This window comes from Fundidesulfovibrio soli (assembly GCF_022808695.1).
In the GTDB taxonomy this organism is placed as follows: Bacteria; Desulfobacterota; Desulfovibrionia; order Desulfovibrionales; family Desulfovibrionaceae; genus Fundidesulfovibrio; species Fundidesulfovibrio soli.
In genome coordinates, this window is sequence record NZ_JAKZKW010000007.1 from 18,849 (window position 1) to 42,942 (window position 24,094).

Annotated in this window: 21 protein-coding genes; 5 read left to right on the plus strand and 16 right to left on the minus strand. The window is 65.9% G+C overall.

All coding sequences use genetic code 11. From position 1 onward, the window contains the following. The first annotated feature begins 73 nt into the window (after positions 1 to 73). Both MLE18_RS08415 and MLE18_RS08420 read left to right on the plus strand, forming a co-directional pair. Positions 74 to 1,171 (plus strand): glycosyltransferase, encoded by a 1,098-nt coding sequence (locus tag MLE18_RS08415; RefSeq protein WP_243438347.1) that lies wholly within the window; start codon positions 74 to 76, stop codon positions 1,169 to 1,171. Between the two features lie 115 nt (positions 1,172 to 1,286). Next, complete coding sequence (locus MLE18_RS08420; protein WP_243438348.1) at positions 1,287 to 1,679, plus strand: hypothetical protein; 393 nt, start codon at positions 1,287 to 1,289, stop codon at positions 1,677 to 1,679. 248 nt (positions 1,680 to 1,927) lie between these two features. Here the strand turns inward: MLE18_RS08420 and MLE18_RS08425 are convergent, their stop codons facing one another. The 4 genes from MLE18_RS08425 to MLE18_RS08440 all read right to left on the minus strand — a co-directional run bounded on the left by MLE18_RS08425 (position 1,928) and on the right by MLE18_RS08440 (position 6,628). Next, entirely contained in the window at positions 1,928 to 2,584 is a 657-nt protein-coding gene (locus MLE18_RS08425) for a DedA family protein (RefSeq protein WP_243438349.1), read from the minus strand. 160 nt (positions 2,585 to 2,744) lie between these two features. Next, a complete protein-coding gene (locus tag MLE18_RS08430; RefSeq protein ID WP_243438350.1) occupies positions 2,745 to 2,945 on the minus strand; it encodes a hypothetical protein in 201 nt (66 codons plus the stop codon). Positions 2,946 to 3,040: 95 nt separating this feature from the next. Further along, entirely contained in the window at positions 3,041 to 3,901 is an 861-nt protein-coding gene (locus MLE18_RS08435; protein WP_243438351.1) for a hypothetical protein, read from the minus strand. 36 nt (positions 3,902 to 3,937) lie between these two features. Next, the gene (locus tag MLE18_RS08440; RefSeq protein WP_243438352.1) at positions 3,938 to 6,628 is read right to left on the minus strand and encodes an ATP-binding protein; all 2,691 of its coding nucleotides are present in this window, start codon (positions 6,626 to 6,628) and stop codon (positions 3,938 to 3,940) included. Positions 6,629 to 6,924: 296 nt separating this feature from the next. Here MLE18_RS08440 and MLE18_RS08445 point away from each other — a divergent pair, with 296 nt between their 5' ends. Continuing rightward, complete coding sequence (locus tag MLE18_RS08445) at positions 6,925 to 7,515, plus strand: CBS domain-containing protein (RefSeq protein ID WP_243438353.1); 591 nt, start codon at positions 6,925 to 6,927, stop codon at positions 7,513 to 7,515. Next, positions 7,512 to 8,051 carry an HPP family protein gene (locus MLE18_RS08450; protein WP_243438354.1) on the plus strand — a complete coding sequence of 180 codons (540 nt, stop codon included), beginning with the start codon at positions 7,512 to 7,514 and terminating at the stop codon, positions 8,049 to 8,051. The genes MLE18_RS08445 and MLE18_RS08450 overlap by 4 nt, the downstream gene beginning before the upstream one ends. 36 nt (positions 8,052 to 8,087) lie before the next feature. Here the strand turns inward: MLE18_RS08450 and MLE18_RS08455 are convergent, their stop codons facing one another. The 12 genes from MLE18_RS08455 to rsmI form a co-directional block, all read right to left on the minus strand. Then, positions 8,088 to 9,878, minus strand: coding sequence for a chloride channel protein (locus MLE18_RS08455; RefSeq protein ID WP_243438355.1), 1,791 nt, complete (start codon positions 9,876 to 9,878; stop codon positions 8,088 to 8,090). Between the two features lie 143 nt (positions 9,879 to 10,021). Next, entirely contained in the window at positions 10,022 to 10,225 is a 204-nt protein-coding gene (locus MLE18_RS08460; protein ID WP_243438356.1) for a hypothetical protein, read from the minus strand. Between the two features lie 110 nt (positions 10,226 to 10,335). Continuing rightward, positions 10,336 to 10,620, minus strand: a complete 285-nt coding sequence (locus MLE18_RS08465; RefSeq protein WP_243438357.1) for a late competence development ComFB family protein — start codon at positions 10,618 to 10,620, stop codon at positions 10,336 to 10,338. Positions 10,621 to 10,825: 205 nt separating this feature from the next. Continuing rightward, positions 10,826 to 11,803, minus strand: coding sequence for a UDP-glucose 4-epimerase GalE (galE, locus tag MLE18_RS08470; protein ID WP_243438358.1), 978 nt, complete (start codon positions 11,801 to 11,803; stop codon positions 10,826 to 10,828). Continuing rightward, positions 11,800 to 13,809, minus strand: a complete 2,010-nt coding sequence (locus tag MLE18_RS08475; RefSeq protein ID WP_243438359.1) for a hypothetical protein — start codon at positions 13,807 to 13,809, stop codon at positions 11,800 to 11,802. Before MLE18_RS08475 ends, galE begins: the two co-directional genes overlap by 4 nt. 246 nt (positions 13,810 to 14,055) lie before the next feature. Further along, complete coding sequence (locus MLE18_RS08480; RefSeq protein ID WP_243438360.1) at positions 14,056 to 15,237, minus strand: glycosyltransferase; 1,182 nt, start codon at positions 15,235 to 15,237, stop codon at positions 14,056 to 14,058. Beyond that, positions 15,234 to 15,905: a hypothetical protein gene (locus MLE18_RS08485; protein WP_243438361.1), complete on the minus strand. Its 672-nt coding sequence runs from the start codon at positions 15,903 to 15,905 to the stop codon at positions 15,234 to 15,236. Before MLE18_RS08485 ends, MLE18_RS08480 begins: the two co-directional genes overlap by 4 nt. Before the next feature lie 8 nt (positions 15,906 to 15,913). Continuing rightward, a complete protein-coding gene (locus MLE18_RS08490) occupies positions 15,914 to 17,725 on the minus strand; it encodes an ABC transporter ATP-binding protein (protein ID WP_243438362.1) in 1,812 nt (603 codons plus the stop codon). Positions 17,726 to 17,825: 100 nt separating this feature from the next. After that, entirely contained in the window at positions 17,826 to 20,609 is a 2,784-nt protein-coding gene (locus tag MLE18_RS08495; protein ID WP_243438363.1) for a glycosyltransferase, read from the minus strand. 283 nt (positions 20,610 to 20,892) lie between these two features. Continuing rightward, positions 20,893 to 21,249, minus strand: coding sequence for an Hpt domain-containing protein (locus MLE18_RS08500; RefSeq protein WP_243438364.1), 357 nt, complete (start codon positions 21,247 to 21,249; stop codon positions 20,893 to 20,895). A gap of 32 nt (positions 21,250 to 21,281) precedes the next feature. Further along, positions 21,282 to 22,796 carry a two-component system sensor histidine kinase NtrB gene (locus MLE18_RS08505; RefSeq protein WP_243438365.1) on the minus strand — a complete coding sequence of 505 codons (1,515 nt, stop codon included), beginning with the start codon at positions 22,794 to 22,796 and terminating at the stop codon, positions 21,282 to 21,284. Further along, complete coding sequence (gene rsmI, locus MLE18_RS08510) at positions 22,789 to 23,640, minus strand: 16S rRNA (cytidine(1402)-2'-O)-methyltransferase (RefSeq protein ID WP_243438366.1); 852 nt, start codon at positions 23,638 to 23,640, stop codon at positions 22,789 to 22,791. Before rsmI ends, MLE18_RS08505 begins: the two co-directional genes overlap by 8 nt. Before the next feature lie 76 nt (positions 23,641 to 23,716). Between rsmI and MLE18_RS08515 the strand changes: the two genes are divergently transcribed. Next, positions 23,717 to 23,929: a hypothetical protein gene (locus MLE18_RS08515; RefSeq protein ID WP_243438367.1), complete on the plus strand. Its 213-nt coding sequence runs from the start codon at positions 23,717 to 23,719 to the stop codon at positions 23,927 to 23,929. Positions 23,930 to 24,094 lie beyond the last annotated feature (165 nt).

Below are 24,094 nucleotides of genomic sequence, written 5' to 3' on the forward strand. Positions count from 1 at the left end.
GCTTGCAGCCCCAAGAAGCCTCCGGCGGCCAAAGGGAGTTCCTCCCTTTGGAATCCCTTCCGGGGGGTAAACCATGCGCGTCATCCATTTCTCCATCACGCCCCTGGCCGGGATGCCCATCCGCCTGGTGCAAGCCCTGCGCCGCCACACCGGCATCGACGCCCGGCTGGCCGACCTGCAGCGCTTCGGGCTCTACGACCATGACCTCGTGCACGCCGAGTCGCCGGATGATGTCCGCGAGCTGGCCTGGAGCGCCGACGTCATCCACCTGCACAACTACCTGGACCTGGACTCGCAGCAATTCACGGGCGTTGACTTCCGGGCCCTTGCCCGCGCTGGCAAGGCCGTGGTCCGCCAGTTCCACTCCAGCCCGGAGCTGATCGCGGGGGTCATGGGCATCGGGGTCCGCGAACTTTTGGAGCAGCCCCTGCCCGCCCTGGCCATCGCCCAGTATCCCGAGCGCCTCTTCCCCCGAGCGCGCGTGGTGCCCAACTTCGTGCCCGAGCACGACCCGGCCTATCTCCCCTCCGGCGAACCGCCGCAGTGGGACGTGTTCTTCAGCCCAACAAAGACCATGAGCGCCTGGGAGGACCGCTGGAGCACCAAGGCCATGCCAGAGGCCTCGGAGGCCATCGCACGCGCGGCAGAGCACAGCGGCTGCCGCGCAAAAGTGGTCACGGGCCTGCCCCTGGCCGAAGCGCTGGATCTCAAACGCCTAAGCCGCATCGTGGTGGATGATCTGGTCACGGGCAGCTACCACCTGACGGGCCTGGAGGGCGCGGCTCAGGGCAAGTGCGTGCTCTCCTTCCTGGACGAGCGTTCGCTGATGCTGCTGCGGCGTTTTTCGGGTTCGGAGGAGCACCCTTTCCTCAACGTGCGCCTGGAAGACGCGCAACGGGCGCTGGAGGAGCTGCTGGCTGGCCCCTCGCTCGTGGAGGATGCCGGAATACGGGCCCGAGCGTGGGTGGAGCGCCACTGGCGGGAGGAGCGCATGGTGCTCCACTATGAGGAGGCCTACGAACTGCTGCTGGAGAACCCGGAGCTGGTGGCCCGCCAGCCGGAACTGGCCCTGGACGACCCGGCCCTGGTCATGCGCTACCGGACGCTGCCGGATATGGTGTACCGCGCCCGAGCGGCGGCCTGGGCGCGAAGGACGAACGCATCAGGCTGATTCAATTGTTATTACAGTGTCATTGACCGAAGTAGCCCAAATGGCGCAATGAGCCGCATTTGCCAGGACTTTCAGCGGACGGATCCAACCGGTTCAAATCGCTGCGAGTGGAAAGATGAATACGAAAATCACTGCCATAGTGATTGCCCTGGCTACAGTCATGCTTGTCGGTTGTTCGAACAATGTGCCCGTTGACAAGATCTACGGCACCTACAAAACATCATACCCTTTTGGCACTGAAACCATCATATTGCAGCCGTCAGGAGAATTCATTCAGACTGTCGCGGTCAATGGCCAAAAAGAAGTCACGGTCAGCGGAACGTGGAAATACGATCCGAATGGCAGCCGCGTGAACTTCGAGGGCTTGCTGATCCTCCTGGACGGATTCGGACAACTCCGGAACGGCTGGAACGAAGTGAAGCCTGGCATTTCATCTCTGGCTGTTGAGAAGAACTGGTTCAGAATCATCATGGCGTCGGCCGCGCCATATCCATACTTGAAACAGTAAATACACCTGCGCCCACGCAGGACACGCTGAACGGAGAGAACCGCCGATCCAGGTCAGCTCAGGCTGCGTACGGTTCCGGCATTGCCTGGAGCGTCCGTTTCAAAAAAAGATCGGTTCCAGCACGAACCGAACAGGCGCGCCAGAACCGACCAAATCTTCCAATCACAACGCGAAGCCGTGTGGGATTCCAAAGGGACTCGTCCCTTTGGCCGCCGGAGGCGCTTCCCCCCTCCCCTTATCTCTCCCCTCTACTGGGCGGCTTCCCGGGCGGCCGCGCGTCTGGCGCGCATGAACTCGATCACCCCGGGCATGATGGAGAGCAGGATGATGCCGTAGATCACCACGCTGAAGTAGCGCTTCACCCAGGGCATGTTGCCGATGAAGAAACCAAGGCCGACGAAGAAGCAGATCCAGAACACGCCGCCGGAGACGGAGAAGGTCAGGAAGCGGGCGTAGCTCATCTTGCCGATGCCCGCCACGAAGGGGGCGAAGGTGCGCACGATGGGCATGAAGCGGGCGATGACCACGGTCTTGCCGCCGTGCTTCTCGTAGAAAGCGTGCGTCTTGTTCAGGTGCTTCTTGTTGAGCAGCCAGCTGTCCTCGCGGCTGAAGACCGCCGGGCCCACCACGCGGCCGATCCAGTAGTTGGTGTTGTCGCCCAGGATGGCCCCGGCCGTCATCAGCCCGGCGGTGAGCACCGGGTCGAGGTAGCCCGCGCCGCACAAGGCGCCGACGGTGAACAGCAGGGAGTCGCCCGGCAGGAAGGGCGTGACCACCAGGCCGGTCTCGCAGAAAATGACAAGGAACAGCACCAGATAGGTCCAGGTGCCGTAGCTGCCTATGATCATGCGCAGGGCCTCGTCGACGTGGCCGAGCATCCATATGAACTGGGAAATGAGCTCCATGCGGTCCTCTTGGCGGGGGATTGGGCTTCGGTGGCCCCGGCAGCCATACAGATTTGAAGCCCCGCTTGCAAGGGGCGCATGGGCAGCCCCGGAACGGGCAGCGCCCCGTCAGGGGCTGCCCAGGTCGGAGGGCGGTCTGGAGAATGCGGCCGGAGGGCCGCTAGTTCTTGGCGGGGATCTTCTCGCAGTCCGAACGGAAACAGCAGTGAGGCTGCCCGCACACGTCGTAGAGTCCCCGCCCGTAACAGGGATCGAAGCCCTCGGCGATCTGCACCTCGCGGATGGCGGTCGTCTTGGTCCAGCCAACGGCCACCTTCACGCCCAGTTCCCTGGCCTTGTCCCTGACTTCTTTCATGTTCATGGCGTTCGAGCCTCCTGGGAGTTTCTACCCTCCCTAGTAGACCATCTTGTGTCGGGGCGCAATGTGGCGGAAAAATTACGTGGAAGTCCGGGTTCTCAATCCTGAACGGAGCGTGTGCGGCACAACTCGGCGTGCCATTCGAACACCCTGGTGAGCAGATCCTCGGCTACGTTCTCCTCGATGGGCAGCCAGACCATCTCTCCGTTCTCGGGGTGCCTGCGGCCCACGCTGTCGAACATGAGGCCCAGGTCCACGTTGTGGGTCACCTGGTCCAGCAGCACGCGCACGGCCCGGCCGGAGAGCCACAGCTCGCGCGGCTGGTTGCGCACATCGTGTGCGAAACGCATGTAGAGCGTGAACTGCTCGTGCATGTTCGGCTGGAATTCCGATTGCTTGCAGAACTCATGGGTCAGGTGCAGGCCGAGCCCTCCGGCGGACATGTTCTCCAGGCGGCAGACCTTCCCCTGGTTGAACTCCCTGAGTCCGGCCAGGATTCCGGTCTGTTCGGCCTGGACGAGCTTGTCTCCACGCCAGATGAGCAGCTCTTCGAACCAGGAGAGGGCCGGGCGCACCCGCACGCTCCTGCGCCGTTGCGAACGCTCCACGCGCGCGGGCACGGACACGATGAACACGATGCCGCCTGACTTGGCCTGGCGCACGGACTCCACCTGGGAGCGGAAGCCATAGAACCCCACCCCGGATTTGCCCTCCCGGATGCGGAAATGGCAGGTGAAGGACGAACCCGTGAATTTGCCCGGGGCCTTGAGCCCGTAGACGTCCAGCAGCAGCGAATTCGCCCCTATGGAGTTGAGCGCGCAGCTCAAGCCCTTGATGGTGGTGACGCCATCCTCGAAATCCATATCCATCCTGGCGCGCTGAACGAGCGCCTGATCGAGGATTTCGGCGGAAGCCTTGTCCAGCTTGGGGGTCTTCTTCTTGAAGAGGTCGAGTATCATGGCGAGACTATGCCTGGGTTGCGCTGCCCCTTCGGATCAGCGCCTTTCCTTCTTGGGATGCAGCGGCAGGCGCAGGATGAAGCGCGCACCCTTGCCCGGGGCGGAGATGACGTCGAATTCACCTCCGTGGTTTTCACGGACGATGAAGTAGGACACCGAAAGCCCGAGGCCCGTTCCGCTGCCGGGGCTCTTGGTGGTGAAGAAGGGCTCGAACACCTTGCGGCGCACGGATTCCTCCATGCCGGGACCGTTGTCCTCCACCTCGATCACGGCCCAGTCACCCTCGATGCGGGTGCGCAACGTCAGGACAGGTTCAGCCGTCTGCCCCTGGCTCATGGCCTGGGCGGCGTTGCGCATCAGGTTGAAGAGCACCTGCTGTATCTGGGAGGGGGAACAGGGCACGAAGGGGTTGGCGGGATCGAACTCCTTGACGATGTTGATCTTCTTGAAATCGTAGTGTTTCGAGAAATTGTAGTCCTGCTGGCACAGCGCCAGGGCTCTTTCGACTATGTCGTTCAAGTCGGCGGGAAGCCAGGCCGAGGTGCTGCGCCTGCTGAACTCCAGCATGTTGGAGACGATGCCCGCCGCCCGCTTCGCGCTCTCGCGTAGGTTATCCAGCAGGGGGTAAATCTCGCGCAGCCGCAGGTAGCCGGCCACGCTGTCCATGCTGCAGCCCGCCAACTCGGCGGCGCGGCGGTTGACCTCCAGCTCGGGCCGGAGCCTGTTGGCGATCACCTGGGCGCTTTGCATCACGCCGCCCAGGGGGTTGTTGATCTCGTGGGCCATGCCCGCCGCCAGGCCGCCCACGGACATCATCTTCTCGGACTGGATCAACACCTCCTGCAGGCGATGCTGTTCGGTGACGTCGTCGATGCGGACCACAGCCTCGCTCATGCCCAGGGAGGCCAGCGGGTAGATGATCACGTCCTCCACCTTGGTGCGGCCCCCTTCCTGACTGATGCGCCGGGGCAGGCTCACCAGTTTGCCCTCCGTGATGGAGGCACTGACCTGCTCGGAGAGGTCGCCCACGCAGGGAAGGCTGAACGCCGAATCCCTCCGGGAATCCAACACGCAGGAGGCGCGGGCTTTGGCGTTGGCGTGGGTGATCCTGCCTTCGGCGTCCATGCAGAGCATGGCCGAGGGGGATGAGTCGATAATTGCTTGCAGGTAGTTGCGGGTGTTCTCCACCTCGCGTTCGGCGCGGCGCAGGTCTGTAATGTCGGCGATGACGCCCACCAGCCCCGCCGTCTTGCCAGCGGCGTCGCGGTAGATTGCCTTATGGAAGCGTATCTGCCGGGGACCCGCGGGTGTCATCTTCTCGTACTCGTAGATTTGCACGGGGCCGGCGGCGAACAGGGCGTCGTCCTTGGCCTTGTAGATGTCCGCCTCGGACTCGGGGTAGAGATCGTGCACGGAGCGGCCTATGAGCTGCTCCCTGGTCATGCCCATGAATTCCTCGAAGGCGGGATTGCAGCCAAGGTATCTGCCGTCCACCCCCTTGAAGAAAACGGGCGTGGGCATGGCCTCCATGAGGGAGCCCACAAAGTTCACCTGTGCGGCCAGCTGGCCCTGCAGCCTGCGTCTGCTGGCGACGTGCTGCGCCAGGATGCCGCAGGTCGCGGCCAGCAGCACCATGATTGCGATGTAGGTCCACACCACGTGCCGGTAGGAGTCGAGGATGGATGGCGGCTTGTTGATGACCAGGCTGCCGGAAGGGAGCCTGCTCTCCTCGAGGTTGAACCGGACGAGCGCATTGTAGTCGAACATGAAACGCCCGTTGGCTTCCATCCTGGGCGGCACCGCCCCGGGGGTTCCGGCGCCGAGCATTGCCAGCACGAGCTTTGCCGCCCCCTTGCCTTGCTCGTCCGGCACGATGATCTTGCCGCCCACAGGGCCGAAGCCCATCCAGGAGGCCCAGGTGATGAACACCGGGGCCGGGCTGGCCGCCGATATGCGGGGCGAAGCGTCGGACTGGAGCATGACCTTTCCGTTCAGCTCGGGCCTGCCGACAACGTACACGATCCAGTCGGGGCCAAGCTGCGACAGACGCTCCTCGATGGCCGAGATTTCCATACTCTCCATATATTCAATGGCAAGGCGCGGCGAAAGATTCGCCAGGTCCTTGTGGAGCATTTCGCGGACAGCATGGAAATGAAGGCCCTTCTCCCCTACGACCAGCACCTTCCGGGCCTCGGGGAACAAACGGGAGGCCTCAAGCATGGCGTCGCCGAAGCCGGGGCGCTCCAGCACGCCGGTCACCCGTTTCAGAACGCGCAGCTCCTCGGGGAGGCTGTCCCCCACGCCGCAGTATACCACGGGCAGGTCCGGCCCGAAGGTCTGGCTGTTGTCCACCCAGAACTCCATGGCTTTCCAGTCCGTCAGGAGCACAGCATCAGGCGGCTCGGATTGAATCAGGGCCTTGATGGATTCGCGCTTGCCTTCGAGGTAAGCCGCGTAACCAGGGGATTTGCCCATGATGGACACGTCGAGGTATTCGACGATTTCCTGGACGGGACGGACGCTTTTGCCGAACTGCTCCGTTATGCCCCGGGAGAGGCCGTCCGTGCGGAACACGCCGTGGCTGTAGCTGTGCAGCACGAGCACCTTGGAGGGCCGCTGTCCCTTTCCGGCCTCGGCCGCCAGAGCCGCCAAGGGAAGGCAGCCCAGCAGCGCAATCAGCAGCCATGCTGCGGCGCGGAATGGCAGGTTCGGAACGAGGCGGCTCATCGAACTCCCGGTTTCATCAAGACTTGGGGCCAACGCGGCGGATCACAATGTTCTTCGTAAGGAACAACAATATATCCCGATCCCCGGCAAACGGGAAGGGGGCGCTTGCGGCATTTCCGGGATGTTCCATTCCAAAAGTGTAAGCGAACAACCCTTCCGACGTCCGCCACATCCCCCCACCCGGCCTGCGGTCCGGCTCTTCCGACGTTGCCGCAATGCTCCGGCTCGTATAGAAATCCGCCAAGATGCACCCGGCCGCAACGCGTGGGAACGTGGCCCGAGCAATTGGAGGCTTCATGAGCAAACAACCGGACGACCCTCAATCGGACGATTTCTATCTGGCCATGAGGGAAATGGGCTCCTTCCTGGACATAACGCCTTCAGATGCGCGCGAACTCTTCGCCATGGCCCGCCGCCAAGCCCGCGAGCGCATTCGGGCATCCGCGAGCGTGGCCCAGGTGATGACCCGCGAGGTTATCGGCCTCTCACCAGATACCGGCGTGCTCCGGGCTGCGGCCATCCTGTCGGAAGCGGGAATCTCGGGCGGACCTGTGGTCCAGGAGGGGAGGGTGCTGGGAGTGCTCTCCGTCAAGGACCTCCTGCCCCTGATCGGCCTGGACAAGGGCACTCCCCTTCCCGCCCTGGTCGCCTGGGTCTTGGCCGGGAAGGCCTGCCCCGGCGTGCCGGAGGAAGTGCGGGTGAGGGACGTCATGGCCTCTCCCGCGAGGACGGTCCCCATCGGCGCTTCCGCAGCCGACGCCGCGCGCATCATGACTGAGAGCGGTTTCCGCAGGCTGCCTGTGCTCGACGGCGAGCAACTCGTCGGCATCGTGACCCGCTCGGACCTCGTCCGGGCACTCGGCGGTCTTTTGGAGGAAGCCGAATGAGGCCCTATTTCGCCAGGATGAAAGGCAACGGCAAGGGCCCTCCGCCGCCGCCGCTGAAGGAGGCCGCCTGGTCCTGGCTCGGGGCCTTCCTGGGCATGGGGGCGCTGGGCTGGATGGACTCGCTGCTGGTGGAAGGCACAGACCTCTCGCTGCTCATCGGTTCCTTCGGGGCCTCTTCGGTGCTGCTGTACGCGGCCCCGCGCAGCCCGCTGGCGCAGCCCCGCAACCTGCTGGGCGGGCATGTGCTCTCGGCGTTGGTCGGCGTGGCAGTCAGGCTTTGGCTGCCCGGCCCAGCTTGGCTGGCCTGCGCCCTGGCCGTGGCCTGCGCCATAGCCCTGATGCAACTGACCGGCACCCTGCACCCGCCCGGCGGGGCCACCGCCTTCATCGCCGTGGCGGGAGGGCCGAAGATCACGGCCTTGGGCTTCAACTACGCCTTCATCCCGGCGGGAGCGGGCGCGCTCGTCCTGCTGGCGGTAGCCTTGCTGGTGAACAATCTGGCCAAAAACAGGCGCTACCCGGAATATTGGCTGTAGACGGCCAAACCAGGCGAACAGGAGGCTCCGGGGCCTTCAGCCCGTCTCTTCCCTGGGGGCGGCCAACAGAGCGCGCATGGTCAGGAAGCCCAGGATGGTCGAACGGTCATCGGGATCAACCACGGGCAACTGGTCCGTGCGGGACTCGACAAAGGACATCAGGGCCTGGTGGAGGTCCTGCTCGGGCACGAGCAGCACCGGCGGGCGCGCCAGGTCGCGCACTACGAGCAGGGGATAGAGCGATTTCTCGAAGATCACGGGCCGGACGTCGCGCACGTCCAGCAGGCCGGTAATGGAGCCGTCGGCGCCGCGCACGGGGAAGGCCACGTCCTCCGTGTTGGAGACGATGTCCGACAGGGCCGCCAGGGTGGTGGATTCCTCGAGGACAACGGCCTTGCAGCGCATGAAGACGTCGCCCACGGTCAGCTGTTGGAGCGCCGCGCTGACCGCCCCGTCGCGGTGCGCCGGGGAGTCGAACTTGCTGCGCACCTGGTTCTCATAGAGGCAGAACGACCCTGAGAGCATCAGCGAGACCGCCGTGCAGAGCATCAACGGGGCAAGCAGCACGTAACCCTGGGTAATCTCGCAGACCATGATGATCGGCCCGATGGGGGCCTTGGCCGCGCAGCCGAAAAAGGCGCTCATGCCCACCAGCACGAAGGAGCCGGAAAGCTCCGGCCCTCCACGTCCCAGGGCTTCGCAGGCCTTGGCCGCCAGGCCCCCGGTCATGCCGCCAACGAAGAGGCCCGGCGCGAACATGCCGCCGGAGAACCCCGAACCGATTGTCATCGAGGTGGCCAGCACCTTGCCCAGCAGCAGGGCCAGCAGGGCGGCGGCGGGCAGCTTGCCCAGCACGGCCAGTTCCAGGCTGGAGTGGCTCGCCCCCAGCAGTTCGGGAAAGGCCATGCCCACGCAGCCCATGAGCAGCCCACCCAGCGCCGTACACAGGGGCAGCCCCAACCGGCCGGAAATCTTGCGGAACACCTTGTATTTGATCAGGAAGAAACTCCTGACATACAGCCAGGCGCTGCCCGCGCAAGCCAGGGCCAGCAACAGGTAGAAGGGCGCGTCCATCAGGGACATGGGCACCAGATCCATATCCTCAAGGAAAGGGGCGGTGCCCAGGAACAGGGAGCTGATCGTGTAGGCCGTGACGGAGCTGACGATTGCTGGCAGCAGGGCCTCGCCCTCGAAATCCTCCGAGTAGAGCACCTCCACGGCCGTCAGGGCGCCGCCCAGAGGGGCGTGGAAAATGGCCCCGAGCCCGGCGGCCGCTCCGGCCAGCAGCAGGATGCGGCGCTCCTTGTCCGTGAGGGACATGCGCTCGGCCACCCAGGCCCCGAAGCCCGCGCCCATGAAGGCCACGGGGCCTTCCTTGCCGGCGCTTCCGCCCGAAGCCATGGTCAGGATGGAGGTGAGCGTGCGCAGCACGGCGGTCAGCGGGCGGATGCGCCCCCGGCCCTGGTGGAAGGCCCGGATCATGGCGTCCGTTCCGTCGGTCCCGGCGTTGGCCGCTTCCGGCGCGAACCGGCTCACGAGCCAGCCTGTGAGCGCACCCACGAAAGTGGTCATCAGGGGCAGCACCCAGGGACGCAGCAGAGTGGACTCGCCCGGGTGGCCGGTACCTCGCATGCCAGCCAGCCCGCCCTGCAACTGCCCGGTGAGCCAGTCAAGTGAATGGGAATAGCCAGCGGCCAACAGCCCGGCCACCGCGCCAACGGCCAGGAACAGGATGATCCTGCGCACGCGGCGGGAACTGATGGTCGCCCTCAGGACGGCGCGGGTCACGCCGCCAGCGGGAGAGATGTCGGATTGTTGGATGCTCATAGGGAACGGCCGCACTCCACCATGTGTCCGGCGGCTTGAGGACTGTTCCACAACGCTGCGCGAATATCCAGCCCCGGCGGGTTCAGGGGACCATCGCGGGCCGCTGATCCGGGGTCAACCCCCGGAATCCGTTGGCCCCGGGATCACTTCCCCGCTTCGTCCTCGCCGTCGCTGGCTTCGTTCTTCCAGTCGTCCCCCGGCTTCATGCCGATGGACTCCCAGAACATCTGGATGTTGTCGCGCCCCGTCTGCGGGATGAGCTCCGGCCGGGTGGCCTCGCTGGCGTCGTCGTTGCCGGAAGCGTCTTCGCAGCCCGAGGAGCCGCGCCTGAAATCGTCGCCGCGCATGGTTGCACCTCCGTTATCAAGAGGCCGGGGCATAGTGCGCATCGGCCCCGGGGTCAACCTCCGGGCGCGATGCCGGGCAGGCCGCAAGAATCGAAATTTGCAACAGGCAACTAATATCTCGGCCGCTCCTGCACGGTGCGCAAGGAGCGCCTGATGGCGGATTCGATGTGGGAGTCCTTCACGGGCTCGGAGAGCACGATGGTGCCGAACTGCTTGTAGCGCGAGGGTAGCAGGTTCAGGGTCAGGGCGTAGATGTCCTGCACGTCCAGCGGGTCCGGCTGGTAGCCGGGCGTCTCGGAGAGCACCTTCGCCAGCAGCTTGGCGACCCGCGCCTCGTTCTTGTTGCGGATCTTGCTCACATCCACGCCGCACACGGTCAATTCGGGCTTCGACATCCCTTACGCCTCCGTACCGGATATGTTCGCGCTCTTTAGGGGAATATACGGCAGACCCAGGGCAAACCCAAGCGTTTTCCCCAACCTTCCTTCGCGCGTTCCCTGGCAGCCGCTCCGCCGTCGCGCGCCTTCATGCGGACGAAAAAAGGGAGGAGCCGCAAGGCCCCTCCCCAACTTCAGTGCTTCACGGCGCAGGCCGGACGGCTCAGCGCTTCTTCTCGTGCCAGTTCCAGGCCGTGCCCACGATGGTCTCGATGTCGCCGTACTGCGGCTTCCAGCCCAGCAGCTTGTATGCCTTGTCCGCGTAGGCGTAGAGGCCCGGCGGGTCGCCGGGGCGGCGCGGGCCTTCCTTCACGGGCGTGACCTTGCCCGAGACCTTCTCCACCGCGCGGATGACCTGGCGCACGGTCTGGCCGTTGCCGGTGCCCAGGTTCACGATGAGGCTCTCGTCCTTGTCCTGGAGGTATTCCAGGGCCTGGATGTGGGCCACGGCCAGGTCCGTGACGTGGATGTAGTCGCGGATGCAGGTGCCGTCCGGGGTGTCGTAGTCCGTGCCGTAGATCTCCACATGGCCCCTGCGGCCCTGGGTGGCCTGGATCACCAGGGGGATCAGGTGGGTCTCCGGGTCGTGCTCTTCGCCGATCTCGCAGTCCGGGTCGGCCCCGGCGGCGTTGAAGTAGCGTAGGCAGGCGTGGCGGATGCCGTAGGCGTGGTCAAAGTCCCGCAGGGTCTGCTCCATCATCAGCTTGGTCCAGCCGTAGGGGTTGATGGGCTTCTGGGGATGGTCCTCGCGCAGGGGCAGCTCCGTGGGCACGCCGTAGGTGGCGCAGGTGCTGGAGAACACGATGTTCTTGCAGCCCGCGCGGCGCATGGCAGAGAGCAGCGAGAGCGTGCCCGCCACGTTGTTGCGGTAGTACTTCTCGGGGTCGGAAACGGACTCGCCCACGTAGGCGAAGGCCGCGAAGTGCAGCACGGCCAGCGGCTCGTACTGCTTGAACACCTGGTCGAGCTTCTCGCCGTCCAGGATGTCGCCCTTGATCAGCGGCCCCCACTTCACGGCCCACTCGTGGCCGTAGACCATGTTGTCGTACGTGACGGGCTCGTACCCGGCCAGCTTGAGGGCCTTGCACGTGTGCGAGCCGATGTAGCCCGCGCCGCCCGTCACCAGGATGTTGCCTTTCATTGCGTGGCTCCCGCGTTATCCTCGGCCTGGCCGAGCACGACCTCGCGCCCGGTCCAGGTCATGGTCAGTTCCCGGTAGAAATTCGTCGCCCGGATGGAGAGGGCCACCTTTTGGCCCGGCTCCAGCTTCTCCACGCCCAGCAGCTTCGCGGGCAGGAGCCCCTCCACCTGGATGTGCGGCAGGGGCTTGTCCAGCGCCTGGACCAACTCCTTGCCCTGCTCCGGGCCGAGGCGCTCCACGGGCTTGCCGTCCTCGTAGCGCCAGAGCTGGGCCGTGATCTCGTAGCGGCCCGGCCAGACGCTGTGCGGCCTGGGCGCCAGGTGCACCCCGAAGCTGCGCAGCCCGGCGCCCGCATCGGCACTTATAATGATTTGGTAGGTTTCGCTCAAGGGGAACTCGCCCTGATAGTCCAGCAGGGTGAGGTCCACGTAGTTGCCCGCGATGTTCACGAAATACAGGCCCTCCGGCCCCCAGGCCAGGTGGAAGTCCCCGAAGGGCACGTAGGGCTTGGGCGCGGCGAAGCCGAGCAGGCGGGTGCCGCGCTTGTCCGGCCAGTCCAGCAGGGAGCCGTCCGTGACGCTCTTGGGCGCGGGCGTACGCAGGACCACAGTCTCCAGCCCCTTGTCCGGCGCGCGCTCCCAGCGGCTGGCCGCGTGGATGGCCGGAACGGCCGCGTTGGTCCTGGTGAAGGCTTCGGTGAGCAACTCGTAGGGCTTGTCGTGGATGTCCACCAGGCCCATGTTGAAGTCCTCGCCGTCGCTGCGCCCGCCCGTGGGCTCGTCCGAGAACTGGAACCAGTGCACGGCCGCCACGTTGGGAAAGGATGCGAAGTTGCGCATGGCCGCCGAGGCTCCTGCGGCGCGCTGGGCCTGCGTCTTCACGTGCATGAGGTGGCCGTTGTTCACGTTGCCGCTGCGGTTCTCCTCAGCGGCGAAGAAGAACTCCGAGATGAGCACCGGCGCGGGGCTCAGCTCGCGCAGGCCCTCGAAGTAATACGGGGCCACCCAGCCGTCCTCGCAGTCCACGTTGTAGTTGGTGGAGAGCACGTCCACGAAGCCGCGCTGCGCCAGCACCGCGTCCTGGTTGTAGTAGAGCGGCAGCCTGTCGCCCACCACCAGGGCCTTGGGGTCGGCCTTGCGCATGGCCAGGAAGGCAAGCTCGTAATAGCGCCGGGCGATCTGGTAGGTGAACTCCCCGATGATCTTGATGCCGCCGCCCCCCGGGCGCAGCTTGAGGGCCGCCCCGCTCTCCTTGAGCTGCTCGAAGCTGTCGAAGCCGGGCGCGGGCACGAAGTCCGCCAGCAGCTTCTCCCACTTGCCCTCGTAGCGATCGTAAAGCAGCCGCCACAGCTCCCGCTTGGAGGAGAAGGCCCAGCCCCGCTCCAGGTGCCACAGGAACAGGGGCGCGTTCCACCAGCCCACCTCGTTGTCCGTGAAGTAGCCCAGCACGCGGGGATTGTCCTTGTAGGGGGCGGAGATCTCGACGGCCACCTCGTCGGCGGTGGGCTGCATGGCCGGGTCGAAGATGTCGTACCAGTGCAGCTTGGAGTTCCGGCCCAGGTCGATCTCCGGGATGATCGGCAAGCTCATGTCCAGGGTCGGGTCGGACCAGCCCCCGGCGGTGTTGAAGCCCCAGGAGGTCAGGCGCGACTGCGCGGCCGCGGCCCAGGATTTTTTGTCGGGATAGGTATGGGCGAAGTAGTAGGCCTGGTTCGCCTGGGCCTTTGCGTCGTTTGAGCCGGGGTGGATGGTGTTCACGCCCAGGGAGAAGAACTGGGCGCGCTCGGGAGTGAGCAGCCATTTGACGCCGTTTGCGTCGGTGGTGGTGGACCAGCCCCGGGCGTGGGAGAGGGACGGGACAAGGAGAAGAATGAAGAGCAGAGGCAGGAGGCACAGAGGCCTCCGGCGGCCAGAGAGGGCGCTGCCCTCTCTGAACTCTCCCGCCGAGGGGATGATCCCCCTGGACCCCGCAATTTGGACGGAATTGTATCGAGCGTATGGAGTCATGATTTCGTGTTCAGTATGATTTGGGTGAGAAAAGCTACGCCAGAGTGACCCCCAGCCGCACCCGGTAGCCTACCTGCCAGGGAACGATGGATGCACCCAAGACGCGGCGCACGGTGCCAATCAGGGCGATCAGGCCCAGGGCCGCCTCGTCCGCACTGGCGGCCGGCAGGCGAGCGCCCCGCCCAGGCCGCGCGACAGGCCCACCCTTCGGCAAGGTCGGTCCCTGCGCACTCCCCGGGGGCGGGCCTACTCAGTCGCCTCGGCCAGCAGCTTGGCCAGCACCTTGTCCGAATCGAACCAGTCCTCCGCGAACGTGCGGGCGGCGGCCGAGTGCTTGTCCCAGTCCGACCGGACGTCTTCGATCCCGGCCAGGGCCTCCTCCTCGGTGGAGAAGGCCAGCACGCCCTCGCCCGTGGGCATGAACGAGCTGAAGCCCGTGTCCTGCACCACGCAGGGCCGCCCGGCGGCCAGGTAGCAGGCGCTGCGGCAGCTGAACCAGCCGCTGCGCGAAGCCACGTAGGCGTTCTTGGCCATGCTGAACTCGGCGAAGCTGTCCCAGATGTAGTCGCGGTAGAGCCACGGCGTGGTGGACTTGGCGAAGCCGTCCTCCAGCTTCCAGCCCTTCTCCATGAGCATCTCGCGCGGGGGCCTGCCCTGCCCCAGGGCCAGCTCCAGGGTGGCGGAGGTCTTCCGCGGCAGGTCGATGAAGCGGGAGAACTCCATGTTCTTGCCCCCGTACTTCACGCCGCCGATCACCGGGCCGGACTCCGTGGGCTGCCAGGAGAGCACCGTGGTGAAGGCCTCGCCCGCGGGCTTGCGCGGGGGCGTCCAGCAGTCCATCACGATGGGCTGGCGCGTGGGACGCCAGTCGAACACGCCCTTGGGGATGATGCAGTCCGCCCCGCCGAAGTTCTCGGCGAAGCTGAAGAAACGGTCGTGCATCTTCATGTGGTCGATGTTCTTGCGGTCCTTCTCCGAAGCGGTGCCCGCCAGATAATCCGGGATGCCCGCCTGGGTGTACATGGGGTCGGAGTCGATGAGCACCTTCACCGGGATGGTCTGGTACTCCTCGCGCATCCACAGCGTGGTGGAGATGTTGAACACCACGTCCGCCCGCTTGACCACGTCGGCCAGCTGCTCGCGGCTCAGGCCGTGGAAGTTGTCGCCGGGGTCGCGCACGCAGAAGCGCTTGGCCAAGTCCGGGTCAAGGGCGGCCATATAGTCCGTGAGGTACTTGATATGATAGGAGTAGTCTTCAGTGAAGGTCACGTTGAACGGGTCGTAGGCCCAGCCTCCGGTGTCCTCCAGGTAGTAGACGTCGTGCCCGAGCTTGTGGAAGCCGTGCAGGTACTGGATGTAGTCCCACGCGACGCCGCCCAGCGGATAGGTGCATGCCAGGCCGGAGACGATGACGGTGCGTTTTTTCATGGTGCGAAGCGGCTCCGATGGTGTTTTGGGGATGAGTGGATTTCCGTGACGTTGGCCTTGTCGTCCACTTCCAGCATCACGTCGGCCTTGCGCCCGATGTAGGCGTCCATGGCGGCGGCGAAGAAGGGCATGGCCTTCTCCAGGCTGGAGGACCCGCCCTTGCTGAACACGCGAACGCTCCAGACCACGTGCTTGGGGTCGTTGGCCTTGTAGCGGGCGTAGTCCACCGCCTCCAGGGAGATCCAGCGGCTGAACACGCGCTCCATGCTCTCCCCCGCGCCGAAACGGTTCGGCGAGAGAAAGAACCCCAACTGCGGCGCGCCCTGGAAGCCGCCCATCGGGATGGGCGGGCTCAGGATAATCTCCTTCACGCCGAACTCCACGTAGATGCCCAGGTCGGCCGTGTCCACGCCGGAAGCCTTGGTGTAGCCCCTGGCCAGGAGCAGGCTGTCCAGCGCGGCGGCGACGAGCCTGAATTTCGGGTCCTCGGCCCTGGTCTCCATGATGCCCGGCAGGATCACGTAACTCCTGCCGTACTCCACGCGCTCGGCGTTGGCCTCCAGGCGCATGGTGTACTTCGAGGAGCCGCAGCCCGCCAGCAGCGCCGCGCACAGCACGGCTGCGAGCGGCGCGAGGATGCGTCGGAAGGCTCGGGGTTCCGGGGGCATGGGCGAGCCTAGAAGGCGTCTTCCGCCGGCTGGGCGGGCTTGCCGCGTTCCTTGAGGGGGGCGAACTGCAGGCTGTGCAGGCGGGCGAACTCCCCGCCTTTGTCCAGCAGCTCCTGGAAGGTGCCCATCTCCCAGACCTTCTTGTCCTTGATGACCAGGATCAGGTCAGCCCGGCGCATCATGGAGAGGCGGTGGGCGATGACGAAGGTGGTGCGGTTTTCCATCAGCCGGTCCAGGCTTTCCATGATGAGCGCCTCGGTGCCGGCGTCCAGGGCGGAGGTGGGCTCGTCCAGGATGAGCAGGGGCGCGTTCTTGAGCAGGGCCCTGGCGATGGAGATGCGCTGGCGCTGGCCGCCCGACAGGTTGGAGCCGCGCTCGTCGAGCTTGGTGTCGTAGCCTTCAGGCATGGACTCGATGAACTCGTGGGCGTTGGCCAGCGTGGCGGCGCGGACCACCTCCTCACGGGTGGCGGTGCGCTTGCCGTAGGCGATGTTGTCGTGGACGCTCATGGGGAAGAGGTGCGTGTCCTGCAGCACGATGGCGATCTGCTGGCGCAGGCTCTTGAGCGTGACGGACCTGAGATCCTGCCCGTCGATTGTGATGGCGCCCTTCTGCGGGTCGTAGAAGCGCAGCAGCAGGCTGATGAGCGAGGTCTTGCCCGCGCCGGTCTGCCCCACCACGGCCACGGTGGAGCCGCCCGGGCAGGAGAAGGAAACGTCGCCCAGCACCGGGCGTGCCGGGTCGTAGCCGAAGGTCACGTCCGAGAACTCCACCCGGCCGGAGGTGATCTCCAGGGGCTTGGCGTCGGGGGCCTCGGGCACGGACTTGTCCTCTTCCAGCACGTCCAGCACGCGCCGGGCCTGGGCCAGGGAGCCACGGATGGCGCCCATGGTGTTGGCGATGGAGTTGAGCGGCGTGTAGAGCGAGGCCAGGTAGCCCAGGAAGATGAGCAGCTCGCCCGTGGTGAGCGTGCCTTCCAGCACGTGGCGCGCGCCCACGTAGAGCACGTAGGACGTTCCGGCGGCGGTGATTGCCCCGATGATCCAGCCGTAGGCGGTCTGGAGGGAATAGAGCGAGAGCTTGCGGTCGAAGCTGTGGCGCGACTCGGCCACGAAGCGCCTGCGCTCCTCGTCCTCGCGGGCGAAGGCCTGCACCAGGGAGATGGAGTTGAAGATGTTCTCCACCGTGGAATAGACCTGAGACTCCTTCATGTGGGTCTCGTAGGTCAGGTTGCCGATCTTCTTGGTCACCGAGGCGATGGCCAGGATCAACAGCGGCACCACGGCCATGGCGTAGAGCGTCAGCTCCCAGTCGATGCCCAGGAGCACGAAGAACATGCCGCCCAGCAGCACCAGGCTGGTCAGGGTGGTGAACACCCCGTTCATGAGCAGGGTCTGCACCGAGTAGGTGTCGCCCATGAGCCTGTAGAGCAGGTCGCCCGTGGGGCGGGTCTGGTGGAACAGCAGGGACTGGCGCTGCAGGTGGTCGAACAGCTCGCAGCGGAAGTCCTGCACCATGTCCTGGCCCATGCGGATGGTCAGGTAGTTGTTGGCCAGCTGCACGAAGCCCACCAGGAAGTGGATGCCCACCAGGGACAAGGCCACGATGGCAAGCTGCGCGCTGCTGGAGACCACGTCCGGCGAGAGGGTGTAGCCCCAGAATTCGAGCGGCTGGTGCGCGATGATCTGGTCCACGCAGATTTTCAGGGGCCAGGGCTTGAGCAGCTCCAGGGCGCTCTGCACGCCCACCAGGGCCAGGCAGAACAGAAACAGGAGCTTGTAGGGCCCGAGATATCCCAGAAGTTTCAGGAAAACGGCCATATATGTATGTCGGGAGGTTGGGGTTGACCGCATGCGGGCCGGAGGGGGCATCCCCCTCCGGCCCGGTTCGGGTCATACGCGCAAGCGTCTAGGATGTCATCTACTGAAGCGGAGCGTCAACGGTGGTCCGGGCGGCGGCGGGCTCGGCCTCCTCGCGGACAAGGGCGGCCTCGACTGCCTCGGGGGCTTCGGCCTGCTCGCGGGCGGGCTTCACGGCCACGGCCTCGGATTCGGCCTTGGAGGCCTCGGCGGCCTCGGGCTTGGCGTGCTCAGGCTCGTTCATGGAGCAGCCGGCCTTGCAGGTCATCAGGTGCTGGGTCAGCTTGGTGACCATGGAGGCCCCGTGGGACATGCCCTTGGCGGTCCAGAGGATGGACAGCAGGGAGGCGCCCGCGCAGCCCGCGGCCGGGATAAGCGCCCCGAAGGCCAGGCAGCCCGCGGCGGCGGCCAGGGTCAGGCCGGTGAGGGCCACGGCGAAGGAGGTGGGGGCGATGGACCCGGCCAGGCGCACGAACCGCTTCTCGCCGCCGTGGTTCTCCACCGTGACGCGCAGCTTCATGGAGGCCATCAGGCCCGGCTCCACGCGCAGGTCCCAGGGGGCGGCGTTGGAGGAGGCGTAGCCCGAGTCGGTGGTGTGGTTCACGTTCAGGGTGCGCATCACACGCAGCAGGTGCTCCAGCACGTCCTCACGCTCCAGGGACTTGATGTTCCAGAAGAAGCGGTGGAAGCGCAGGCCCCGGCGGAAGATGGAGCAGGTGTCCTTGATCTTCTGCCAGAAGGTGTACTTGGGCAGGGCGGCCTCCTCGGGCAAGCCGAGCACGGCCATGTTGCCGGTGGCGGCGCCCTTGCGGCCGGCGCGGCGCAGGTCCATCAGGGTCTGGTAGCGCGCCTTGCCGCGCACCCAGGGCTGGGCCAGGGTCAAGAGGGCGATGATCACGCGGGAGAAGAAGGTGTCGTGGCGCTTGGGCAGCTTGGCCTGGGCGGCGCGGTGGCACACGAAGGCCATGGTGGTGCCGAGCATCAGCGCGCCCAGGGCGAACATGGGGGCGAACAGGAAGCCCGAGGCCAGGATCACGAAGGCGGCCATCATCCACTCGAAGGAGAGCGGCAGGTAGGCGGTCAGGCTGCCCTTGGGCTCGTAGAGCGTCTGGAACAGGCCGGACCCGAACACGCCGTGGTAGATCACCGGGCGGGTGGAGAGCAGCGCGCCGGAGATGTCGCCGTAGATGCGCCCGGCCCAGCGGGAGTTGCCCAGCACGTTGAAGCGGTGCGGGTGCTTGGGCATGAGCAGCGCCTCGGCGCGGCCGTAGCCCTTCTGCTGCTTCATGTAGGCCTTGATGGTGTTGCGGCGGTGGTGCCAGACCATCATGCCTGCGTGGAAGCCGATCAGGTGGCCCATGTCCATCAGGCGCCAGCACACGTCCACGTCGTCGCCGGCGGCGCGGTAGGTCGCGTCGAAGCCGCCGATCTCCATCAGGTTTTCCTTGCGGTAGGCCATGTTGCAGCCCGGGACGTGCTCGGCGATCTCGTCGGTGACCAGCACGTGCGTGGGCGCGCCGGGGGAGACGGCCACGCAGGCGGCGGTGCGGTTGTCCTCCATGGGGGGCAGGTTGGGGCCGCCCACCACGGCGAAGCGCTCGTCCTGGAAGGCCCAGGCCATGTAGGTCAGCCAGTGGGGGTCCACGTAGCAGTCGGAGTCGGTGTAGGCCACGATGTCGCCCTTGGCGGCGTACATGCCCACGTTGCGGGCGGCCGACAGGCCCAGGTTGGGCTGGTGGATCACGTGGATGAAGGGGAACTTGGCGGCGTACTTGTCGGAGATCTCGCCGGTCTTGTCCGTGGAGCCGTCGTCCACCACGATCACTTCGAAATTGGGGTACTCCACGTGCTGGAAGCTGGCCAGGCAGCCTTCCATGGTGGAGTCGGCGTTGTAGGCGCAGACCACCACGGAGATCATGGGCTGCTTGGGCGGCAGCGGGGGCAGCGGGTTGGCGTAGGCCTTGGCCACGGCCTCGAAGGCGGCCTTGGGCTTGCGGTCGGCGTCAACGATGCCGAACTTCCAGTCCTCGATGAGGTGCCCGCCGGTGTACCACTCGTCGGTCCAGGCGAAGACCATGGTGCCGGAGACGCCTTCCTCGAAGGCGGCCATGACCTGCCAGTCGAGGAACTCGGCCTGGGCGGCCTCGCCGTGGCGCAGGGAGTCCATGCCGAACTCGGAGAGCACCAGGGGCATGTCGCAGGCAACGTTCTGCAGGCGCTTCACGTAGGCGCGGAAGCTCTTCTCGTTGTGCAGGTAGACGTTGAAGCACAGGAAGTCCAGGAAGGGCAGCTTCAGGTACTCCGTGGAGGGGTAGTTGGCGTAGGTCACCAGGCCGGAGGGGTCTTCCTCGCGGACGATGGCGGCCAGCTTGCCCAGGAACTTCTCCACCTTCTTGGCGCCGCTCCAGCGCACGATGTGGCTGGGGATCTCGTTGCCGATCAGGTAGGCAAGCACGGCGGGGTGCCCGGCGCAGGCGCGGGCGGCCTCGCGCATGGTGTCCTTGATGGACTCCTTCACTTCCCACTGGTCAAGGAAGCAGAGGTGCTGGGGCCAGGGAATGCCGACCATCACGTGGATGCCCAGGCGCGCGGCGGTGTCCAGGAACCACTTGGGCGGCACGTAGTACACGCGGATGGTGTTCACGCCGATGGTGCGCATCAGGCGGAAGTCCTCGGCCACGCGCTCCGGCTCGGGCAGGGGCTCGCCGTTCTCGTTCTCGGGGAACGGGCCGTAGGTGACGCCCTTGATGAAGAACTTCTTGTCGCCGAGGAACAGGAAACGCCCGTGAACGCGGGGACGCTCCAGAATGCCCTGACCGGCTGCTCCGCCTTCTAGCTGAAACATGGCTTCCTCACCTTTTCCGGCATCTTTTCGCCGGGATATCGCGTAGTTGTGCCTGCCCTGGAGGGGGTTTCCCCCATTTGCCCGGCAGGGGCGCGCGTTTGCGCGCAGACGCCTAAAGCAATGACCATGCCACGCCCCGGCAGGCCCGGGAAGCCGCGCCCTAAGCGGATGACGAATCGGGGATGAAGGGCCGGTTACGAAAATTGCGCACGAACCGGTTACGATAATTTCCCTTGACGTGATTCAAGGTAATCGGCCCGAAACGGGCGGGAATGCGGGGGGGTCAGGAGGTCATATCGGAACGCAGCTCCGCGATGTAGGCGGCGGTGCGGTCCAGCAGGTCCACGGCGGCGGGGACGAGCGAATGCGCGAGGGGTGCGTCGCCCGCGCGGGCGGCCATTTCGAGCTTGTAGCAGATATCATTGAGGGGAGCAGCCTGGAGTGTGCCGCTGGTGCCTTTGAGCGCGTGGGCCCACTGGACCACGGCGGTCAGGTCGTGCGTCCGCACGGCCTCGTCGATCCTCTCCAGCCGGGCCGGGGTCTCTTCGATGAAGACGTCGAAGATCTCCATCAGCAGTTCCCTGTCGTCCTCCAGACGTTCCATCAGTTTGGGCAAATTGAGAAGATCAGCGTGCGACATGGGTATCCCCTATATTGAACCCGGCAGAGGCATCAACCCTTTTCAGGCGCGTCCTGGACGAGCGCGGGCACCGGCGTCAGGCGCAGCACCACGTCCGTGCCGTGGCCCTCGCGGCTGGCGATCTCCACCTGGCCGCCCCAATCCTCCACGGCCTTGCGGATCATGGCCAGGCCCAGGCCGTATCCCTTGTGCTTGGTGCCGAAGAAGGGGCTGAACACGTGCTCCAGCACTCCCTGGGGCATGCCTTTGCCCGTGTCCGAAACGGCTATGCGCACGAAGCCGGCGTCCATGCCCACGCGCACCACGACCCTGCCTTCGCCCTCGATGGACTCCACGGCGTTGGCCACAAGGTGCATCACGGCGCGGCGAAGGACGTCCTCGTGGGCCACGGCCCTGGGCACGCGGCAATGGTCCTCCGACTCCAGGGCGACGCCTTTGGGTATGAAGCCCTGGCGCAACACTCCCAGGGCCTCGCGCACCACTGCGCAGACGTCCACCTCGCCGGGAACGTCGGCCCCAGGCCGGGCGAACCCGATGATGTCCTTGAGGATCGCGTCCAGCCGGGCGGTCTCCTCCAGGATGATCTTCACCTTCTCGCGCTCCCGCTCCGAGATGTTGGGCGACTTGAGCAGCGAGTTGGTGAACCCTCCGATGGCGAAGAGCGGGTTCCTGATCTCATGGGCCAGATAGGCGGAGAGGCGCTCAACCACGCCGATCTTCTCGCTCTGCTGGAGCCGCTTCTCGTACTCCGTGCGCGAGGTGATGTCGCGGCGCATGACCATGACGTGGCCTATGGAGCGCGAGGCGTCGTATATGGGGTAGGCGTACTCCCTGAAGTAGAGCATGCGTCCGTCCTTGCTGACCCGCGTCTCCAGGGACTCCGCCTTCTGCCCGGTGCTGAGGGCGGTGTAGAAGGGGCAGGAGCGCTTATCGGGTTCGCAGAAGGGCATGTCGTCGCGCACGGCCTGCACTTCGTAGCAGGGCTTGCCCAGGAAGGACTCCTTGGGTTGGCCGAGGCGGGCCTCCACGTTGCGGTTGGCGTCCACCACACGACCCTGGCGGTCCAGCAGGAGGATGTCTTCAGGCACCTCGTTGACGATGGCCTGCAGGAGCACGCGCTGGCTGTCCAGGCTGGCCTGGCAGCGGGCGTTGACCTCGGCGAATTTCTCCAGCGCGCAGAGGAAGAATGTGGCGGTGTGGTCGATGAAGGCCACGCCGTCGGGCAGCTCGGCCATGATCTGCTTGACCTTGTGCCGCTTGCCCGCCAGTTCGATGAGCAGGTTGATGTCCGGGTGGGCGGCCATCATCTCCCGCCAGGTGTTGTACACGGGCAGGCCCGCCACCCGGCGGTCGCGCATCTTCTCGGTCTCGGTTCCCGGCTCCGAGAGCCCGACGAGGGTCATGGGCGGCAGGAACTCCGCCGCCGTCTGGCCGCAGACGATGTCCAGGATGGCCCGGAAGCCCGGCCCCGTGCCGATGAGGCCCACAGTGAAGCCCACATCGTCCATTTCCCACAGGCAGTAGCCGTCGGGCAGCCGATCACCCATCGCCAGCCCTCCCCTGTGCGGCCAGCACCCGTTCGTAAAGTTCCTTCACCGTGAGGCCCTTGAGCCGGGCCGCGGCCCTGCGGGCCATCTCCTTGGGCTTGCCCCCAGCGGCGACCTCGGCGGCCAGCACGCTCTCCACGTCGTCCTCGCCGGGCTGGGCCTTCTCGAGTTCCGGCCCCAGCACCACGGTCAGCTCGCCCAGCAGGTCGAGCTCCTTGTCCGCCAATTCGGAAAGCCTGCCCGTGATGAACTCCTCGTGGGTCTTGGTCAGCTCGCGCGCAATGACGCACTCGCGTTCGCCCAGGGCTTCCAGAGCGGCGGCCAGGGACTTGGCCAGCCTGTCCTTGCGCTCGAAGAAGACCAGGGTGCACCCGGCGGAGGCGAAGCGGGCGAAGGCCTGGCGCACGTCCCCGGCCTTGCGCGGCAGGAAGCCCAGGAAGGTGAAAGGCTGCGGGGCCAGGCCCGATGCGCACAGGGCGGCCATGACGGCCGACGGCCCGGGCACGGGGCGCACGGGGTGCCCGGCCTCCCGGCAGGCGCGCACCAGCAGGAAGCCCGGGTCGGAGAGCACGGGGGTGCCCGCGTCGGAGATAAGGGCGGCGTCGCCGCCCTGCTCCAGGTGGCTGAGCACCTGGGGCACGCGGCCCTGCTCGTTGTGGTCGAAGAGGGAGAGGAAGCGGCGCGGCTCCATGCCTTGGGTGGCGAACAGGCGCGCGGCGCGGCGGGTGTCCTCGCAGAGGATCATGCCCGCCTGCTCCAGAATCTGCCTGGCGCGGGGGGAGAAGTCCTGAGGGTTCCCCAGGGGCGTGGCCACGATCCAGAGTGTCCCGGAGGAAGCGTTCATGGGCTATTTATCACATGCGCGCACTCCGATTGCAAGTGCGCTTGACTCCAATTGGCCCGGGGGATAGGCGTGAAGCATGTCTACCGAAAACGTGCGCGACGCGGCATACTCCACGGGCTATATTTCCATGGCCAATGCCGGGGGCCTTGTTCAGGGCGACCCCCAGCAGGCCGCCGTGGCAAAGTTCGAGCGCGCCCCGCTGCCGCCCTCGCCCGTCTCGGTCAACGCCTGGAGCCACGCCTTCGAGCAGACCGAGAAAGGGCGCATCATCGGCAACGTGGTCATCTGACCGCAAGGGACTCCCCGCCTCGCAAAGCCGCACCGTTGCGGCTTTTTTCATTCCTAAGCGCCCCATTCACTGAGCGGACTGACTTCATTCTTAAAAACTTTTCGCATTGAGCCGCTTCGCGGGCGGCCGGGCGTTGCGCGCGGCTGACGGCGCGATCTCGCGCTG

Bases quoted from the DNA above. Each gene is read 5' to 3' on its own strand.
- MLE18_RS08415 (WP_243438347.1), top strand. From the start codon at position 74: ATGCGCGTCATCCATTTCTCCATCACGCCCCTGGCCGGGATGCCCATC.
- MLE18_RS08420 (WP_243438348.1), top strand. From the start codon at position 1,287: ATGAATACGAAAATCACTGCCATAGTGATTGCCCTGGCTACAGTCATG.
- MLE18_RS08425 (WP_243438349.1), bottom strand. From the start codon at position 2,584: ATGGAGCTCATTTCCCAGTTCATATGGATGCTCGGCCACGTCGACGAG.
- MLE18_RS08430 (WP_243438350.1), bottom strand. From the start codon at position 2,945: ATGAACATGAAAGAAGTCAGGGACAAGGCCAGGGAACTGGGCGTGAAG.
- MLE18_RS08435 (WP_243438351.1), bottom strand. From the start codon at position 3,901: ATGATACTCGACCTCTTCAAGAAGAAGACCCCCAAGCTGGACAAGGCT.
- MLE18_RS08440 (WP_243438352.1), bottom strand. From the start codon at position 6,628: ATGAGCCGCCTCGTTCCGAACCTGCCATTCCGCGCCGCAGCATGGCTG.
- MLE18_RS08445 (WP_243438353.1), top strand. From the start codon at position 6,925: ATGAGCAAACAACCGGACGACCCTCAATCGGACGATTTCTATCTGGCC.
- MLE18_RS08450 (WP_243438354.1), top strand. From the start codon at position 7,512: ATGAGGCCCTATTTCGCCAGGATGAAAGGCAACGGCAAGGGCCCTCCG.
- MLE18_RS08455 (WP_243438355.1), bottom strand. From the start codon at position 9,878: ATGAGCATCCAACAATCCGACATCTCTCCCGCTGGCGGCGTGACCCGC.
- MLE18_RS08460 (WP_243438356.1), bottom strand. From the start codon at position 10,225: ATGCGCGGCGACGATTTCAGGCGCGGCTCCTCGGGCTGCGAAGACGCT.
- MLE18_RS08465 (WP_243438357.1), bottom strand. From the start codon at position 10,620: ATGTCGAAGCCCGAATTGACCGTGTGCGGCGTGGATGTGAGCAAGATC.
- galE (WP_243438358.1), bottom strand. From the start codon at position 11,803: ATGAAAGGCAACATCCTGGTGACGGGCGGCGCGGGCTACATCGGCTCG.
- MLE18_RS08475 (WP_243438359.1), bottom strand. From the start codon at position 13,809: ATGACTCCATACGCTCGATACAATTCCGTCCAAATTGCGGGGTCCAGG.
- MLE18_RS08480 (WP_243438360.1), bottom strand. From the start codon at position 15,237: ATGAAAAAACGCACCGTCATCGTCTCCGGCCTGGCATGCACCTATCCG.
- MLE18_RS08485 (WP_243438361.1), bottom strand. From the start codon at position 15,905: ATGCCCCCGGAACCCCGAGCCTTCCGACGCATCCTCGCGCCGCTCGCA.
- MLE18_RS08490 (WP_243438362.1), bottom strand. From the start codon at position 17,725: ATGGCCGTTTTCCTGAAACTTCTGGGATATCTCGGGCCCTACAAGCTC.
- MLE18_RS08495 (WP_243438363.1), bottom strand. From the start codon at position 20,609: ATGTTTCAGCTAGAAGGCGGAGCAGCCGGTCAGGGCATTCTGGAGCGT.
- MLE18_RS08500 (WP_243438364.1), bottom strand. From the start codon at position 21,249: ATGTCGCACGCTGATCTTCTCAATTTGCCCAAACTGATGGAACGTCTG.
- MLE18_RS08505 (WP_243438365.1), bottom strand. From the start codon at position 22,796: ATGGGTGATCGGCTGCCCGACGGCTACTGCCTGTGGGAAATGGACGAT.
- rsmI (WP_243438366.1), bottom strand. From the start codon at position 23,640: ATGAACGCTTCCTCCGGGACACTCTGGATCGTGGCCACGCCCCTGGGG.
- MLE18_RS08515 (WP_243438367.1), top strand. From the start codon at position 23,717: ATGTCTACCGAAAACGTGCGCGACGCGGCATACTCCACGGGCTATATT.